Genomic DNA, 15,018 nt, shown 5'->3' with positions numbered 1-15,018 from the left:
CCGGAGGGGAGCTCGGGCTCCTCGTAGCGCGGCTGGGTACGGGGGGCCGGGGGTGCGGGCGGTGCCGGGGGTTCTCCCGCGGAGTCGTCGACGGTGATCGCGATGCGGATCGGGCGGCCGCACTCGCGGCTCAGCGTCTCGCTGACGGCCGGGGCCAGTCGGCCCTCCAGTACGCCTTTCGCAAATTCGTTCGGTACGGCGAGCAGGGCGGTGTCGGCGACCAGCGCGAGCGGCTGGCAGCGCCGGATCCAGTGCTCGTCCTTCGCCTCCACACCCTGGACGCGGCCCTCACCGAGGAGTTGCTCGAGTACGCGTGGCCACACTGCGGCAAGATCGGCAGGTACGTCAGCCACAGGGCACGCTCTCTCACGGGTCCCACGAACGTGTGGTTGTGGGACGAGTCGGGATTCAAATGGGGTGGAGCCGAAACACAGGGGTCAAGGGAACGAATCGGAGTTCAGCCACGGTAGTCAGGGCGACGGGTGCGGTTCAAGTTGTTGTCCCCAGCCTGTGGATAGTGTCTCCCGGTGACCACTGGTTTGACCGGATGGCGTAGCCGCGCGTACCGTAACCAGGTCGAGTTGTCGATGGCTGCTGCCGCCTGCCTCCGATGGGCACAGATCGCGTCAGGTGATCGGTCAGCGGTGCACACGGGCGTAACTGCGAGCTACTCGTGGGCGCACGGTGACAGCCAGGACGGCACCCGCCACCACCGATTGATTTCTGGAGCCCCCGAGTGAGCAAGCGCACCTTCCAGCCGAACAACCGTCGTCGCGCCAAGACCCACGGCTTCCGTCTGCGGATGCGTACCCGTGCCGGCCGTGCGATTCTGGCGAACCGCCGCAGCAAGGGTCGCGCCAGCCTGTCCGCCTGATCCCGGTCAGGTCATGCCGTCGTGCTGCCCACCGAGAACCGGCTGAGGCGGCGCGAGGACTTCGCGACCGCGGTACGACGAGGGCGCCGGGCCGGACGCCCGTCTCTCGTCGTTCACTTTCGTAGCGGTGCCATGGACCCGCACGCGCCTGGGGAGAGCGCTCCCCCGACGCGTGCGGGTTTCGTCGTGAGCAAGGCCGTGGGCGGTGCCGTGGTGCGCAACAAGGTGAAGCGCAGGCTTCGCCATCTGATGCGCGACCGGGTCGCCCTGTTTCCCCCCGGTAGCCTGGTAGTCGTACGAGCGCTGCCCGAGGCGGGCGACGCCGATCACGAACAACTGGCCCGAGACCTGGATGCCGCCGTTCAGCGGCTGCTGGGAGGGGGCGCACGATGAAGTACCCGCTGCTGGCGCTCATCAAGCTGTACCAGTGGACCATCAGCCCGCTGCTCGGGCCGGTGTGCAAGTACTACCCGTCGTGCTCCCACTACGGCTACCAGGCCATCGACCGGCACGGTGCGATCAAGGGAACGGCACTCACCGCCTGGCGCATCCTGCGGTGCAATCCGTGGTCGCTGGGCGGTGTGGACCATGTCCCGCCGCGCAAGCGTCCGCGGTGGCACGAAATGCTGCGTAACGCCTGGCGTGCACGTAGGGGCGGGCCCTCCGCCGCCTCGGCCACCGAGGGGCAGACTCCTTCGAGCCCGGCCGCAGAGACTCCGTCCCATGCCCAAGGAGCATGATTAGTGGACACGATTGCCAGTCTTTTCAGCTTCATCACGACACCCGTCTCCTGGGTCATCGTCCAGTTCCACAAGGTGTACGGCGCCATCTTCGGCCCCGACACCGGCTGGGCCTGGGGCCTGTCGATCGTGTCCCTGGTGATCCTGATCCGTATCTGCCTGATCCCGCTCTTCGTGAAGCAGATCAAGGCGACCCGGGCCATGCAGACGCTGCAGCCCGAGATGAAGAAGATCCAGGAGCGCTACAAGAACGACAAGCAGCGCCAGTCCGAAGAGATGATGAAGCTGTACAAGGAGACGGGCACCAACCCGCTCTCCTCGTGCCTTCCCATCCTGGCGCAGTCGCCGTTCTTCTTCGCCCTGTACCACGTGCTCAACGGCATCGCGACGGGCGACACCATCGGTGTCATCAACGAGTCGCTGCTGGCCAGCGCCCGTAAGGCGCACATCGTCGGGGCGCCGCTGGCCGCGAAGTTCACGGACGGTTCGAGCAAGGTCGAGGCACTCGGCGCCTCGCTGACCGACGTCCGGGTCGTCACCGCGGTCATGATCGTCCTGATGTCGGCGTCGCAGTTCTACACGCAGCGCCAGCTGATGACGAAGAACGTCGACACCACGGTCAAGACGCCGTTCATGCAGCAGCAGAAGATGCTGATGTACGTCTTCCCGGTCATGTTCGCCGTCTTCGGCATCAACTTCCCGGTCGGTGTCCTCGTCTACTGGCTGACCACCAACGTGTGGACCATGGGTCAGCAGATGTACGTCATCCGCAACAACCCGACCCCGGGTTCCAAGGCGCAGGCCGCCTACCTGGAGCGCCTCACCAAGCACGTCACGACCCACGGCAAGGCCCGCAGGCGCAGCGAGCGCACCATCATCAAGGCGATCGTCGCCAAGGGCCGGGACCGCAACGAGTTCGAGCGCAAGTTCATCAACGGTCTGAACAAGGCCGGCCTCGCGGCCCAGGCCGACGGTTCGGTCATCCAGAGCGAGTCCCAGGCCGCGGTGCAGACCGAGGACGGTTCGACGGCGAGCGCGGCGGCTCCCAGGCGTCAGCAGCCCAAGCGACAGAGCAAGTCCCAGCGGCAGTCGGGTGCGGCCTCGGCCGGCTCTAAGGCGGTCGGCGACGGCCAGTCGTCGGAGCCGACCTCGCTGAGCAAGTCCGACGAGCCCGAGGACGCCAAGCCCGCCGCTTCCGCCAAGAAGCAGTCCGGCGGCGGTACCCGCAGCAAGGCCCAGTCCGGACAGCGCAAGGGTCCTCAGCGGCCCAAGTCCCCGTCCAAGAAGTAAGAAGGAGTCCATCCCGTGACGGAAGGCACCACCTCCGCCGCTGCCGAGGGTGCAGACACCCTGACCCGCCTTGAGCAGGAGGGCGAGATCGCGGCGGACTACCTCGAGGGTCTGCTCGACATCGCCGATCTCGACGGCGACATCGACATGGACGTCGAGGCCGACCGCGCCGCTGTCTCGATCATCAGCGACTCGGGCAGCCGCGACCTGCAGAAGCTGGTCGGTCGTGACGGCGAGGTGCTGGAAGCCCTGCAGGAGCTCACCCGCCTGGCCGTGCACCGGGAGACCGGGGACCGCAGCCGACTGATGCTGGACATCGGCGGTTACCGGGCCAAGAAGCGCGCTGAGCTCTCCGAGCTCGGCGCCAAGGCCGCCGCCGAGGTGAAGAGCACCGGTGAGTCCGTGAAGCTCAAGCCGATGACGCCGTTCGAGCGCAAGGTCGTGCACGACGCGATCAAGGCCGCCGGGCTCCGCAGCGAGTCCGAGGGCGAGGAGCCGCAGCGCTTCGTCGTCGTGCTTCCCGCCTGAGCGGTCCGTACGTTTCTCCGGCCCCGTCTGTAGAGCAGGCGGGGCCGAACTTTGTCAGCCTGATAGTTCTGATGGTCGGCGCCCGGTGCGCTGATGCGGTACGGAAGGACGGTTCCCCGTGACGGAGGCAGCGGAGCTTCCCCCCGCGCCCGAGCAGGCGCGTGAGGTGTTCGGCGATCGCTTCGAGGACGCGGTGCGCTACGCCGAGCTGCTCGCCGAGGCGGGTGTGCGGCGCGGTCTCATCGGCCCTCGTGAAGTGCCCCGCCTGTGGGAGCGGCACCTGCTGAACTGCGCGGTGCTCTCCGAGGTCGTCCCCGAGGGGGTGACGGTATGCGACGTCGGCTCCGGTGCCGGTCTGCCCGGCATTCCCCTGGCCCTCGTCCGCGAGGACCTGAAGATCACGCTGCTGGAGCCGCTGCTGCGGCGTACGACCTTCCTGACGGAGGTCGTGGAGCTGCTGGGCCTGGACCATGTGACGGTCGTGCGCGGTCGGGCCGAGGAGGTCATGGGCAAGCTGACGCCCGTGCATGTGGTGACAGCGCGGGCCGTGGCTCCGCTGGACCGGCTGGCGACCTGGGGTGTTCCGCTGCTGCGTCCCTACGGCGAGATGCTCGCGCTCAAGGGCGACACCGCGGAGGAGGAACTCAAGGCGGCACACACCGCCCTGAGCAAGCTCGGTGCTGTGGGGACGTCCATCCTGCATGTGGGTGAAGGTGTGGTCGATCCGCTGTCCACCGTGGTGAGGGTCGAGGTCGGAGAGAGCCCTGGCGGTGTGCGCTTCGCTGCCAAGCGCGCCAAGGCGGCCCGCACCGGCCGCACTCGTCGGCGTCGCTGATCCGTCCTGACGACGAGACGTACTCCACACAAGCTGCCAAACCTATGCAAGCCGGAGTGTCGCGGCAGAACGGGCGCGGCTGCCCTGCATCGTGTTTCACGTGAAACGTCGCTCACTGCTGCACGGCATCATCAGCCGGGGCCGCGCTGCGGCCGAACCCCGCGACCGGAAGCCTCTCGGGTCACTCGGAGAGGTAACGGAGTTGTCCACAGAGGTGGATTTCTCCACAGAACAACAGGCCTCACTGGTTCACGACCCCGAAGACATGGGAGGCTCTGTTCATTGCGAGCCTGAAGTCGAGGAGAGTGAATCCTTGCGGTCCGACGCCAACATCGCGGGACCGATGACCGATCCGGTCCCCGGTCCCCGAACCGAGTCGATGGGGGAGGATGTTTCACGTGAAACACCGCCCCCGATGGACGACACTCCGATCGGTCGTGCTGCCCAACTGGCGGTAGAGGCTCTTGGCCGCGCCGGCGAGGGCCTGCCACGGCCCGAGCAGACCCGGATCATGGTCGTTGCCAACCAGAAGGGCGGAGTGGGCAAGACGACGACAACCGTCAATCTTGCTGCTTCGCTGGCTCTGCACGGTGGCCGTGTACTGGTGATCGACCTCGACCCCCAGGGCAATGCGTCCACCGCGCTGGGTATCGACCATCACGCCGAAGTCCCGTCCATCTACGACGTCTTGGTCGAGAGCAGGCCGCTGGCCGAGGTTGTTCAGCCAGTCCCTGATGTCGAAGGTCTCTTCTGTGCCCCCGCCACCATCGATCTCGCCGGTGCGGAGATCGAGCTGGTGTCCCTGGTGGCACGTGAGAGCCGACTGCAGCGGGCGATCCAGGCGTACGAGCAGCCCTTGGACTACATCCTCATCGACTGTCCGCCTTCGCTCGGCCTGCTGACGGTCAATGCGCTCGTGGCCGGTGCGGAGGTCCTCATCCCGATCCAGTGCGAGTACTACGCGCTGGAAGGCCTGGGGCAGCTCCTGCGGAACGTCGATCTGGTGCGGGGTCACCTCAACCCCACGTTGCACGTATCGACCATCCTGCTCACCATGTACGACGGCCGGACACGCCTCGCGTCCCAGGTCGCGGACGAGGTGCGCACCCACTTCGGCGACGAGGTGCTGCGGACCAGCATTCCCCGCTCGGTCCGTATCTCCGAGGCGCCGAGTTATGGACAGACGGTGCTGACCTACGATCCAGGATCGAGCGGCGCGTTGTCCTACCTCGAGGCGGCGCGAGAGATCGCGCTGAAGGGCGTCGGCGTCTCCTATGACCCGACGCAGGCGCACATCGGCGCACAGAGCAACCCGAGCATGGTGGAGGGGATCCAGTGAGCGAGCGACGGAGGGGGTTGGGCCGTGGTCTCGGCGCACTGATCCCTGCTGCCCCGACCGAGAAGACGCCGACGCCGGCGGCGATGGGGGGCGCGGGTTCCGCATCTCCGACGTCTGTGCCGGTGCTGACGACCGATCGTGGAGTGGCCGCGGCGAAGGTGGCCACGCTGCCGCCGGTTTCACATGAAACCGAGACGCCGGTCAACGGCTACCCGGAGACGCCCGCGCCTCCCATGGGCGCCCACTTCGCGGAACTCCCCCTCGACTCCATCACGCCGAACCCGCGCCAGCCGCGTGAGGTCTTCGACGAGGACGCGCTTCAGGAGCTGGTCACCTCCATCCAGGAGGTCGGCCTCCTCCAGCCGGTCGTCGTACGGCAGGTCGGCCCCGCTCGCTACGAGCTCATCATGGGTGAGCGCCGCTGGCGGGCCAGCCGTGAGGCCGGCCTGGAGGCGATCCCCGCGATCGTGCGGGCCACGGAGGACGACAAGCTTCTCCTGGACGCCCTCCTGGAGAACCTGCACCGGGCTCAGCTCAACCCGTTGGAAGAGGCAGCCGCCTACGACCAACTGCTGAAGGACTTCAACTGCACACACGACCAGCTCGCGGACCGCATCGGCCGGTCCCGCCCGCAGGTCTCCAACACCCTGCGTCTGCTGAAGCTGTCGCCGGCGGTGCAGCGCCGGGTGGCCGCCGGAGTGCTCTCGGCCGGACACGCCCGTGCTCTGCTGTCCGTCGAGGACTCGGAGGAGCAGGACCGGCTGGCCCACCGGATCGTGGCCGAAGGACTCTCGGTACGCGCCGTCGAGGAGATCGTGACCCTCATGGGGTCGCGGCCGCAGACCGCCCAGCGATCCAAGGGGCCGCGAGCCGGCGCCCGGGTCTCTCCGGCACTGACCGACCTCGCGACTCGTCTCTCGGACCGGTTCGAGACGCGGGTGAAGGTCGACCTGGGGCAGAAGAAGGGCAAGATCACCGTCGAGTTCGCCTCCATGGAGGACCTCGAGCGCATCCTCAGCTCCCTCGCCCCCGGTGAGGGACCGGTTCTGCAGAAGAGTCTGCTGGACGGCACGGACGAGGAGACGGAAGCCTGAGCCGGGACTCGCGAGCGTGCCGGCTCAGGCCAGGCATGAAGAGCGGGCCGTGTCCGGTGTGTACCGGACACGGCCCGCTCTTTGCTTTCAGGCGGTGTCGATGGAATCGGTGGGTGGATACGATGCGAATGGGTGCGGCACATCCACCCGGCAGTACCTCTGAGGGGAGGCAGGGGCCATGCGAACGATGAGCAGAAGCGGACTGGTGAGCGCGGGCCTGGGACTGGGGGCGGTCGGCGGATTCGTCGGCAGCCTGCTCAGGGAACGGAACGCTCTGACGGCCGCCCGCGACGCGGCAGGCGTAGGAAGCGAGGAACAGCCTTCATGGGGCGTCGGCTCGTACCGCTCACGCTGGACAACCTTCCGGACCTACCCCAGCGGTGCCGCTCGTGTGTCTTCTGGGAGCTGGACCCCGTCAGTGGAGAGGCCGCGGTAAAGGCGGGAACAGCCGCTCTGGAGAAGGAAGCGTGGATCTCCGCCGTCCTGCTGGACTGGGGATCGTGCGGTCGGGTCGTCTACGTCGACGACGTACCGATCGGCTTCGTCCTCTACGCCCCTCCCGCCTATGTTCCTCGCTCGACGGCGTTTCCCACGAGCCCTGTCTCCCCGGACGCCGTCCAGTTGATGACGTCGTTCATCATGCCGGGTTATCAGGGACAGGGGCTGGGCCGGGTGATGGTGCAGACGGTCGCCAAGGATCTGCTGCGGCGGGGCTTCAAGGCCATCGAGGCCTTCGGGGACGCCCGTTGGAAGGAGCCCGCCTGTCTGCTGCCTGCCGACCATCTCCTCGCGGTGGGCTTCAAGACGGTCAGACCGCATCCCACGTATCCGAGGCTGAGGCTGGAGCTGCGCACCACGCTCTCCTGGAAGGAAGACGTGGAGATGGCACTGGACCGGCTGCTGGGAGCGGTACAGAAGGAACCGGCGCTGCGTCCCCTGTAATGCGGAAGTGCCACTGACAACACGAAGGGGGCCGGTCCCCGCGGACCGGCCCCCTTCGTGTTTCACGTGAAACATCACTCAGCGATGAAGTCCTCGAGGTCGCGGACGATCGCGGCCTTCGGCTTGGCACCGACGATGGTCTTGGCGACCTCGCCACCCTGGTAGACGTTCAGCGTCGGGATGGACATGACGCCGTACTTGGCGGCCGTACCCGGGTTCTCGTCGATGTTCAGCTTGACGACCTCGATCTTGTCGCCGTACTCGGCGGCGATCGCCTCGAGGGACGGCGCGATCTGACGGCACGGTCCGCACCAGGCGGCCCAGAAGTCCACCAGGACGGGCTTGTCGCTCTTCAGGACGTCCTGCTCGAAGGAATCGTCGGTCACATTCTTCAGGGTGCCGGCCACGGCGGGCTCCTTAACTGGGTTGGTGCGGTGGGGCGGGATGGGGGTCAGACAGCGGTCTTCTCGGGCTCGGCCTTCTCTGCGTCCGCGAGGGCGGCCAGGAAGCGCTCGGCGTCGAGAGCGGCGGAACAGCCGGTGCCGGCGGCCGTGATCGCCTGGCGGTAGGTGTGGTCGACCACGTCACCGGCGCCGAACACACCGGTCAGGTTGGTGCGGGTCGAAGGTGCTTCCACCTTCAGGTAGCCCTCGTCGTCCAGCTCGAGCTGGCCCTTGAAGAGCTCGGTGCGCGGGTCGTGGCCGATCGCGATGAACAGGCCCGTGACCGCAAGGTCCGAGAGCTCGCCGGTCTTGAGGTTGCGCAGCTTCAGGCCCGAGAGCTTCGGGTCGCCCTGGATCTCGGCGACCTCGCTGTCCCACACGAACTTGATCTTCGGGTCGGCGAAGGCACGCTCCTGCATCGCCTTGGAGGCACGCAGGGTGTCCCGGCGGTGGACGATCGTCACCGACTTGGCGAAGCGGGAGAGGAAGGTCGCCTCCTCCATCGCGGTGTCACCGCCGCCGATCACGGCGATGTCCTGGTCCTTGAAGAAGAAGCCGTCACAGGTGGCACACCACGAGACACCGCGCCCGGAGAGGGCGTCCTCGTTCGGCAGGCCCAGCTTGCGGTGCTGCGAGCCGGTGGTGACGATCACAGCCTTCGCCCGGTGGACCGTGCCCGAGGTGTCGGTGACGGTCTTGATCTCACCGGTCAGGTCGACGCTGACGATGTCGTCCGGGACGAGCTCGGCGCCGAAGCGCTCCGCCTGGGCGCGCATGTTGTCCATGAGCTCGGGGCCCATGATGCCGTCCTGGAAGCCGGGGAAGTTCTCCACCTCGGTGGTGTTCATCAGCGCGCCACCGGCGGTGACGGCGCCCTCGAACACCAGCGGCTTCAGCGACGCGCGCGCGGTGTAGAGCGCCGCCGTGTAGCCGGCGGGCCCGGAGCCGATGATGATCACGTTACGGACGTCGCTCACGGCTTGGTTCCTCGTCTCTGGACTGCGTCGTCGGACCGGTGGAGCCCCTCGCAGAACTCTCACCCCACCCAACGGATCCTAAGGGGCGCGCATTCCCGGTGTGTCCGGGCACACGGAGAGGCCACACCGTACGCATTACCACGCGGGACGGAGACGAAGCGTGCTCGTTCAGGAGTGGGCGTAGGAGCGCTTCAGGAGAACCTTCGCAGTGCCGGTCGGCGCGTTCTTCACGCACGACGCATCCACGATGTAGGCGGCGATCCGGGTGCCGTCGGAGGGATCACGCAGCACGACCAGGATGGCGTCCGTGCCCTGATAGACGCCGTTCTCGGTCGCGAGCGGGGCGTCGCTGGTGTGCAGGCCCTTCTGGATGCACTGGGGAACCTCGGGTGTCACCAGGACGCGGGGATCCTCGGAGCCGGGGACGTTCTGCGCCGCGCCCATGCTGCTGCGCGGAGCCCGGGAACCGCCGCTCGTGCTCTTCTCGGTGAGCAGGTCCGACACCTGCTTCTCGAGTCCGCTCGCGGAGAAGGTGTCGGCGGAGGTCGTGGTCTGCCCGTGTGCCGTGTCGTTCGGCTTGCCGTCGTCCAACGACGACAGCAGGACGGAGCCGAATCCCAGTGCGGCGACGGTGAAGACGGCTCCGAGGACGGCGACCTTTCGGCGTCCGTTCCTCCGACGGTCTTTGCGGCCGGGGCCGGTGCTGGAGGTGCGGGCATGCCCCGTGGGACGGTCGGCGGTGGGCGATGTTTCACGTGAAACACGCGCACTCTCGATCGGTGCCTGGTCGTTCACGGCTTCAGGAGCAGTTGCCTGGAGGAGTGCCTCCGCGGCGAGAGCGGCGTCGATCCTGCCGGCGACGTCGGCGGGCATCTGGGGCGGTCCCGGCAGCGTGCCGAGCAGACCGCGGATCTCCTCCAGCGAGGCGTGCACATCCGCGCAGAGTTCGCACTCGTCCAGATGACGGCGTACGTCCGCGGTCTTGGAAGGGGAGAGGATGCCTTCGGTGAGGTCGGAGATCTCCGCGACGTCCGGGTGCCCGTCTGTGTCTGTCGTGGAAGTCACGCTCGCCCACCTCCGCCCTTCACTGCGGCTGAATCGCTTGATCCCGAATCCGGCGAGCCGTCCGAGGGAGGTCCCGCTGCGGGTGGGACGGATGTCTCCTGCGTCCGGTTCCGTCCGACGGCCGCTTCTCTGCCTGCTCCGGCGTTTTCCGGCCGCAGATGGGTGAGAAGCGGGAGCAGTCTGGCTCTACCCCGGGCGCAGCGGCTTTTCACCGTCCCCGTCGGCACGTCGAGCATGCTGGCGGCCTCGGCGACGGGGTAGCCCTGCATGTCCACGAGAACGAGGGCGGCACGCTGGTCGGGTGGGAGCGTGCCGAGGGCCTCCACGAGCTGGCGGTGGAGGTCGTTGCGTTCGGCGGGCGCCGATGCCTCCTCGTGCGGCTCCAGGAGCTGCTCCAGGCGCTCGGTGTCGTCCACCGGGGACGTCTTGCGCGAGGCGGCCTTCCGGGCCCGGTCCAGGCAGGCGTTGACCGTGATCCGGTGCAGCCAGGTCGTGACCGCCGACTGACCGCGGAAGGTGTGCGCGGCCCGGTAGGCGGACACCAGCGCGTCCTGCACGGCGTCAGCGGCTTCCTCGCGGTCCCCGAGCGTGCGCAGGGCGACGGCCCAGAGCCGGTCCCGGTGCCGCCGCACGAGTTCACCGAAAGCGTCGGGGTCGCCCTCTACATGACGGGCCAGGAGGTCCTGATCGCTGGTGTCGCCGTACGCGGTGTCATCTGCCATCGGACCCCCTCCCCTTGTCTGCGGTGAGTTCTCAGCCGGTGAACTTCACGTTGGTGATGGCCTGCTTGTAGCCGGGGTAGCTGTAGTTCGCGGAGTCGGCTCCGGAGTAAGGGAGCGCGGTGAGCCACACCAGGACGTACCGCGACTTCACCGGCTTGCCGACCTTCACCGTGGCCGTGGTGCCGTTCGTCGTGGCCGAACCGATTTCGTCCAGGGAGTCCAGCGAGGACGGCGTGAGCGAGTCCGAGGCGTACAGCTTGGCCGTGGTGTGGTCGCCGCCGTACCGGAACGACAGCGTGGCGGCCGACACCTCCTGCGCGGAACCGAGGTCGTAGACGATGCCGACGCCGGGCTTGATCACTATCTTCGGACCGTCCTTGTAACTGCTGGTCCGCCATCCCGTCGTCATGCTGCCGTCGTACGTCAGCTTCACGTCGGCGGGGTGCTGGGCGTCGCCCTCGGCCACGTACTCCTGGGCGTTCTCGATGCTGAGGGTCTTCGTCGGCTTCGGCGCGGTGCTGTTCTTGTCGCCGTCGTCGGTCGTCTGCGTCTGGTTCTCGTCCGACGTGCCGCCCCGGTCCATCAGGGCGTCCGCGAGCTGCCAACTGCCGAGCCCCAGCGCGGCGATGAGGAGCGCCGAGACGGCCCACTTCAGGGCCCGGCCGGTGCGGCTCTGCAGCGGCGGTGGCGGGGGCGCCACGGGCTGGGTGACACCGGGCGGTGCCGGGCGGCCGTACGTGCCCTGCTGGTACGTCGTGCGCTGGTACTCGGGAGGGGCCGTGAAAGCCGGCTCCGGCGGGCGAATGCGGGGCATCTCCCCGATCGCCTTGACCAGTTCCTCGGGCGTGGTGCACGCCGACTCGTGCCGGGAGGCGGTCGCCCCGTCGTTGGCGAGGGCGCGCATGGCCAGCTCGGACAGCCCGCGGTGGACACCCGCCCGCACCTGGTCGGGGGCGATGAGACCCACGTCCTTGGGGAGGCCGGCCAGACCGTAGGCGTCGCTCTCGTATGGCCACCGCTGGGTGAGCGCCGCGTACAGGAGAGCGCCGATCGCCTCGGTGTCCGTGCGCTGCGGGGTCTCCGAAACGACGCCGCGCAGCGCGGCGTTCACGGCGAGGCCGCGGATGCGCCACTGTCCGCTCGACGTGCGCAGGACCGCGTTCGGATTCAGCCGCAGGTGCGCGAGGCCCTCGCGGTGGGCCGCGGCCATGGCGGACGCCACCTGACTGACCATCTGGTAGGCGTCGTACACCTCCAGCGGGCCCGGGGCGAGGAGGGTGGTGAGCTCGGTGGCGTCGGGCAGCCACTCGTGGACGACATAGACGAGGTCGTTCTCCTCGACGGCGTCCAGGACCTGGACGAAGCGCGGGTCACCCAGCAGCGCCGAGGAACGGGCCGCGGCCAGGACGGAGCGCGCCCGCGCATGGTCGGCGGGCAGGATGTGCACGCCGACGGCCCGACGGAGTTTCTCGTCGACGGCACGCCAACTGCTGAACCCGTCCAGACGGGTGACGCATTCCTCGAGACGGTAGCGTCTGGCGAGTTTGTGGCCGCTGTGCAGCTCCGGCGGTGACGCCTTGCCAGGACTCTCGGTCCCGCCACTCCCCTGTGCCTCGACGTCTTCCGTGTCCCGCTCCCGGTTCTTGGCCACGCCGTCGGCCGTGGACTGGTCCGCCTGGGCGGTCAGCGGTTGGTCACCGCTGGTGTCTGCCACGTCGACGGCAGCCGTGCTCCGTTCCGCCACCGTCGTTCCCTGCCTCCCCATTCATTGCGCGCCGTGCGACGCAGAATCCAATTGTGCCCACAGTCCGCCGCTATGCACGACACACGGTGGCGGACGATGGTTGTGCGCGTACCCCTGGCTCAGCGCCCCAGACGCCCCCGGGCCATGCCGACCAACGAGTTCAGCTCCTCGATCCGCATCCTGCGGGCGGCGACGAAGAAGACCCCGAGCAGAACCGCACCACCCGCGATCAGCGCGGCGAACGAACCGACGACGCCCTGGCCGAGCGAGTGACCGATGCCGTAGCAGGCCACCCCGCTGAGCAGGGCCGCCGGGACGGAGGCGATGCAGAGGCGGGCGTAGGTGCGCAGGACGCGGTTGCCGTCCAGGTCGCCGCCGAGGCGCTTGCGCAGCCGGTTCCAGGCGACGCCGACACCGATCGCGTACGCGAGACCGTACGAGGCGGCCATGCCGACCACGGCCCAGCGGGGCGGCAGCAGGGCGTAACAGGCGGCGGAGGCAGCGGCGTTGACGGCCGCCACGATGACGGTGTTGTAGAAGGGCGTCCGGGTGTCCTCGTAGGCGTAGAAGGCGCGCAGGACGACGTACTGGACCGAATAGGGGATCAGACCGAGGCCGAAGGCCATCAGCATGTACCCCATGTTCGTGGCGGCGCCGGTGCTGGAGGCACCGAAGATCAGCGTGCACATCGGGATGCCGAGCGAGAGGAAGCCGAAGGCGATGGGCACGATGGCGACCGCGGTGGTGCGCAGGCCCTGCGAGATGTCGTCGCGGACCGCGCCGGCGTCGTCCTCCGCGGCCGAGCGGGAGATGCGCGGCAGCAGTGCGGCCATCAACGAGACGGTGATGATGGCCTGCGGAAGGCCCCAGATCAGCTGGGCGTTGGCGTAGGCGCTGAAGCCGGTGCCGGGGATCTTGGTGTCGGCGACGGCCGCGGTGGCGAGCTGGGTGACGACCAGGGCGCCCGCCTGGTTGGCGAGGACGAACAGGATGGTCCACTTCGCGAGCATCGCGGCCTTGCCGAGGCCGTGGCCCTTCCAGTCGAAGCGCAGGCGCAGCCGGAACCCGGTCTCGCGCAGATACGGGATCATCGCGAGGGCCTGCACCACGAGGCCGAGCAGAATGCCCACGCCGAGCAGCCGCTGGCCCTCCGGCGGGATGTTCGTGACGCTCATGCCGGAGCGCCCGGCGGTGCCGTAGACGTACAGGAACATCGCGAGCGTCACGATGATGACGATGTTGTTGAGGACGGGGGTCCACATCATCGCGCCGAACTTGCCGCGCGCGTTGAGGATCTGCCCCATCACCACGTGGATGCCCATGAAGAAGATGGAGGGCAGGAAGTAGCGGGTGAAGGTGATGGCGACGTCGTTGGCCGCGGGGTTGGTCGCCACGGGGTTCGACAGGGCCCGCACCAGGAGCGGTGCCGCGAACATGGTGAGCGCGGTGAGCAGGGCGAGAGCCACCATGACGAGGGTCAGCAGCCGGTTCGCGAAGGCCTCGCCGCCGTCGTCGTCCTCCTTCATGGCGCGTACGAGCTGCGGCACGAAGACGGAGTTCAGGCCGCCGCCGACGGTGAGGATGTAGATCATGGTCGGTAGCTGGTAGGCCACCTGGAAGGAGTCGCCCAGGAAGGCGGTGCCGAGGGCCGAGACGATGAGTGCCGAACGGATGAAGCCGGTCAGACGCGAGACCATCGTGCCGGCCGCCATCACGGCGCTCGACTTCAGCAGGCCCGTCGCCTTGCCGCCCTTCTTCGCGGGGGCGGCGGGAGCTTCGGAGACCGCCTCGGGCACGACCGGCGCGGTCCCCAGGTTCATGGTCTCGTCGGCCGAGGGCGCGGCCGCCACGGGAGCCTGGAACTGCGGTGGCTGCACCGGCCCGCCCGGCGCCGGTACCGACGGGGGGTCCGTCGGCCGGCCGCCACGCTGCTGCTGGTCGCGGAAGAGGTGGGCGAACGCGTCCGGCTCGTGCCGCTCCTCGCCGGCCTGGCTCACCAGGTCGTCGACCCCCACGAACTGCGTGGTGCGGGGGTCGTCGCCGTACGGCAGGTACTGCGTCGGGCCCTCCGGCTCGGGAGCCGGGGTCTGCGCCCACACGTGCGGGTCCGGCGCGTAGGGAGACTGCGGCGGCTGGGAGTACAGCGGCTGCTGCGGCTGATGGGTGCCGGGCGGCGGCGGGGGGTGCGCGGCACGGTCGTAGAGGGCCTCGGCGACCGGGTCCTGGGCATGCAGGTCCTGTGCCCGGTAGGGGTCCTGGTCGTAGGCGTCCTGGAGGTACATGTCCGCGGGAGCCTGCGGCGGCACCTGGTCGTGCTCGGGCGGCGGCCCCTCGGGGCGACCCGAGTTGTCCGCGCCCTGACCGCGATCACCGTCGTACGGCGCGTTCATGGTTACCCCACCTCATCGTCCCGGGCCCACCGGCC

General features: G+C 68.6%; 15 protein-coding genes and 1 pseudogene. 9 read left to right on the top strand and 7 right to left on the bottom strand.

Going from position 1 to position 15,018, the window contains the following annotated elements:
• Window positions 1–353 (bottom strand): annotated as a pseudogene (gene dnaA / locus AOJ26_RS01230) (chromosomal replication initiator protein DnaA); the annotation flags it as partial.
• A 383-nt stretch (window positions 354–736) separates the two neighbouring features.
• Here dnaA and rpmH point away from each other — a divergent pair.
• From rpmH to AOJ26_RS01185, 9 genes are all read left to right on the top strand, one after another.
• Window positions 737–874, top strand: coding sequence for a 50S ribosomal protein L34 (gene rpmH, locus AOJ26_RS01225; protein WP_005482975.1), 138 nt, complete (start codon window positions 737–739; stop codon window positions 872–874).
• Window positions 875–895: 21 nt separating this feature from the next.
• Entirely contained in the window at window positions 896–1,267 is a 372-nt protein-coding gene (rnpA, locus tag AOJ26_RS41375) for a ribonuclease P protein component (protein ID WP_078959689.1), read from the top strand.
• Entirely contained in the window at window positions 1,264–1,614 is a 351-nt protein-coding gene (gene yidD / locus AOJ26_RS01215; RefSeq protein ID WP_037707204.1) for a membrane protein insertion efficiency factor YidD, read from the top strand. The genes rnpA and yidD overlap by 4 nt, the downstream gene beginning before the upstream one ends.
• 3 nt (window positions 1,615–1,617) lie before the next feature.
• On the top strand, window positions 1,618–2,904 hold the full coding sequence (yidC, locus tag AOJ26_RS01210; RefSeq protein ID WP_053846251.1) for a membrane protein insertase YidC: 1,287 nt from the start codon (window positions 1,618–1,620) through the stop codon (window positions 2,902–2,904).
• Between the two features lie 15 nt (window positions 2,905–2,919).
• Window positions 2,920–3,432 carry a protein jag gene (locus AOJ26_RS01205; RefSeq protein WP_037707207.1) on the top strand — a complete coding sequence of 171 codons (513 nt, stop codon included), beginning with the start codon at window positions 2,920–2,922 and terminating at the stop codon, window positions 3,430–3,432.
• Window positions 3,433–3,550: 118 nt separating this feature from the next.
• Entirely contained in the window at window positions 3,551–4,267 is a 717-nt protein-coding gene (gene rsmG, locus AOJ26_RS01200; protein WP_053846250.1) for a 16S rRNA (guanine(527)-N(7))-methyltransferase RsmG, read from the top strand.
• A gap of 265 nt (window positions 4,268–4,532) precedes the next feature.
• On the top strand, window positions 4,533–5,606 hold the full coding sequence (locus tag AOJ26_RS01195) for a ParA family protein (RefSeq protein ID WP_078935937.1): 1,074 nt from the start codon (window positions 4,533–4,535) through the stop codon (window positions 5,604–5,606).
• A complete protein-coding gene (locus AOJ26_RS01190; RefSeq protein ID WP_053846249.1) occupies window positions 5,603–6,700 on the top strand; it encodes a ParB/RepB/Spo0J family partition protein in 1,098 nt (365 codons plus the stop codon). The genes AOJ26_RS01195 and AOJ26_RS01190 overlap by 4 nt, the downstream gene beginning before the upstream one ends.
• Before the next feature lie 324 nt (window positions 6,701–7,024).
• Window positions 7,025–7,642, top strand: coding sequence for a GNAT family N-acetyltransferase (locus AOJ26_RS01185; RefSeq protein ID WP_053846248.1), 618 nt, complete (start codon window positions 7,025–7,027; stop codon window positions 7,640–7,642).
• Window positions 7,643–7,716: 74 nt separating this feature from the next.
• On the opposite strand, the gene trxA is transcribed toward AOJ26_RS01185, so the two are convergent.
• The 6 genes from trxA to murJ form a co-directional block, all read right to left on the bottom strand.
• Entirely contained in the window at window positions 7,717–8,049 is a 333-nt protein-coding gene (gene trxA / locus AOJ26_RS01180; protein ID WP_003991504.1) for a thioredoxin, read from the bottom strand.
• A gap of 44 nt (window positions 8,050–8,093) precedes the next feature.
• Window positions 8,094–9,062 carry a thioredoxin-disulfide reductase gene (trxB, locus tag AOJ26_RS01175; RefSeq protein WP_053846247.1) on the bottom strand — a complete coding sequence of 323 codons (969 nt, stop codon included), beginning with the start codon at window positions 9,060–9,062 and terminating at the stop codon, window positions 8,094–8,096.
• Between the two features lie 168 nt (window positions 9,063–9,230).
• A complete protein-coding gene (locus AOJ26_RS01170; protein ID WP_053846246.1) occupies window positions 9,231–10,127 on the bottom strand; it encodes an anti-sigma factor family protein in 897 nt (298 codons plus the stop codon).
• Window positions 10,124–10,849 carry an RNA polymerase sigma factor SigM gene (gene sigM / locus AOJ26_RS01165; RefSeq protein WP_053846245.1) on the bottom strand — a complete coding sequence of 242 codons (726 nt, stop codon included), beginning with the start codon at window positions 10,847–10,849 and terminating at the stop codon, window positions 10,124–10,126. Before sigM ends, AOJ26_RS01170 begins: the two co-directional genes overlap by 4 nt.
• 31 nt (window positions 10,850–10,880) lie before the next feature.
• Window positions 10,881–12,593, bottom strand: a complete 1,713-nt coding sequence (locus AOJ26_RS01160) for a protein kinase family protein (protein WP_053846244.1) — start codon at window positions 12,591–12,593, stop codon at window positions 10,881–10,883.
• Window positions 12,594–12,712: 119 nt separating this feature from the next.
• Window positions 12,713–14,983 (bottom strand): murein biosynthesis integral membrane protein MurJ, encoded by a 2,271-nt coding sequence (gene murJ, locus AOJ26_RS01155; RefSeq protein WP_053846243.1) that lies wholly within the window; start codon window positions 14,981–14,983, stop codon window positions 12,713–12,715.
• Window positions 14,984–15,018: the final 35 nt, after the last annotated feature.

Source organism: Streptomyces sp. NRRL B-24085, assembly GCF_001282115.1.
In the GTDB taxonomy this organism is placed as follows: domain Bacteria; phylum Actinomycetota; class Actinomycetes; order Streptomycetales; family Streptomycetaceae; genus Streptomyces.
The sequence above is the reverse complement of the archived record's forward strand: the minus strand, read 5'-3'. Positions and strand labels throughout refer to the sequence as shown.

What these genes read in the sequence shown, in the direction of transcription:
- AOJ26_RS01185 (WP_053846248.1), top strand. Translation starts at nt 7,025, where the DNA reads ATGGGGCGTCGGCTCGTACCGCTCACGCTGGACAACCTTCCGGACCTA.
- AOJ26_RS01195 (WP_078935937.1), top strand. Translation starts at nt 4,533, where the DNA reads ATGGGAGGCTCTGTTCATTGCGAGCCTGAAGTCGAGGAGAGTGAATCC.
- yidD (WP_037707204.1), top strand. Translation starts at nt 1,264, where the DNA reads ATGAAGTACCCGCTGCTGGCGCTCATCAAGCTGTACCAGTGGACCATC.
- sigM (WP_053846245.1), bottom strand. Translation starts at nt 10,849, where the DNA reads ATGGCAGATGACACCGCGTACGGCGACACCAGCGATCAGGACCTCCTG.
- murJ (WP_053846243.1), bottom strand. Translation starts at nt 14,983, where the DNA reads ATGAACGCGCCGTACGACGGTGATCGCGGTCAGGGCGCGGACAACTCG.